We start from the raw sequence: 336 nt of genomic DNA, 5'->3' as shown, positions 1-336 counted from the left end.
CAGATACAATCATTCTTGCGTGAATCTTCGACCCTGCCCACGCAATAACAAGACTATCATTTATAAGCGAGATCTTTTGCGTGTAACCAGAAACAATAAATCCTTCTGGGCAATCAAAAACATTTCGGATATTCCCAATTGTTGGCCACTTAATTGATGGATTATCTGAATTAGAAGATATCGCGATATCTCCAATAAAAACTGGATTAATATCGTTATTTAAGCTCGCTATTAATGTCATAACTAAGTTTATTATTTATATGAATCTACGAGGAAAATATAACGCCGCTCAGCACGCGCGGCTACGAAATGAAGGCGAAGCCGCAATGTAGTAGA

At 37.5% G+C, this 336-nt stretch carries 1 protein-coding gene; it reads right to left on the bottom strand.

Translation table 11 applies throughout. The annotated features are described in order from the left end of the window. Positions 1-241 (bottom strand): hypothetical protein (locus B4K20_RS06735; RefSeq protein WP_289282341.1); only part of this gene is annotated, 241 nt, incomplete at its 3' end. Between the last annotated feature and the right edge of the window lie 95 nt (positions 242-336).

Origin of the sequence: Methylophaga sp. UBA5088 (assembly GCF_002414625.1) — a bacterium.
GTDB classification, from domain to species: Bacteria; Pseudomonadota; Gammaproteobacteria; order Nitrosococcales; family Methylophagaceae; genus Methylophaga; species Methylophaga marina.
This window is presented reverse-complemented; position numbering and strand designations above follow the sequence as displayed.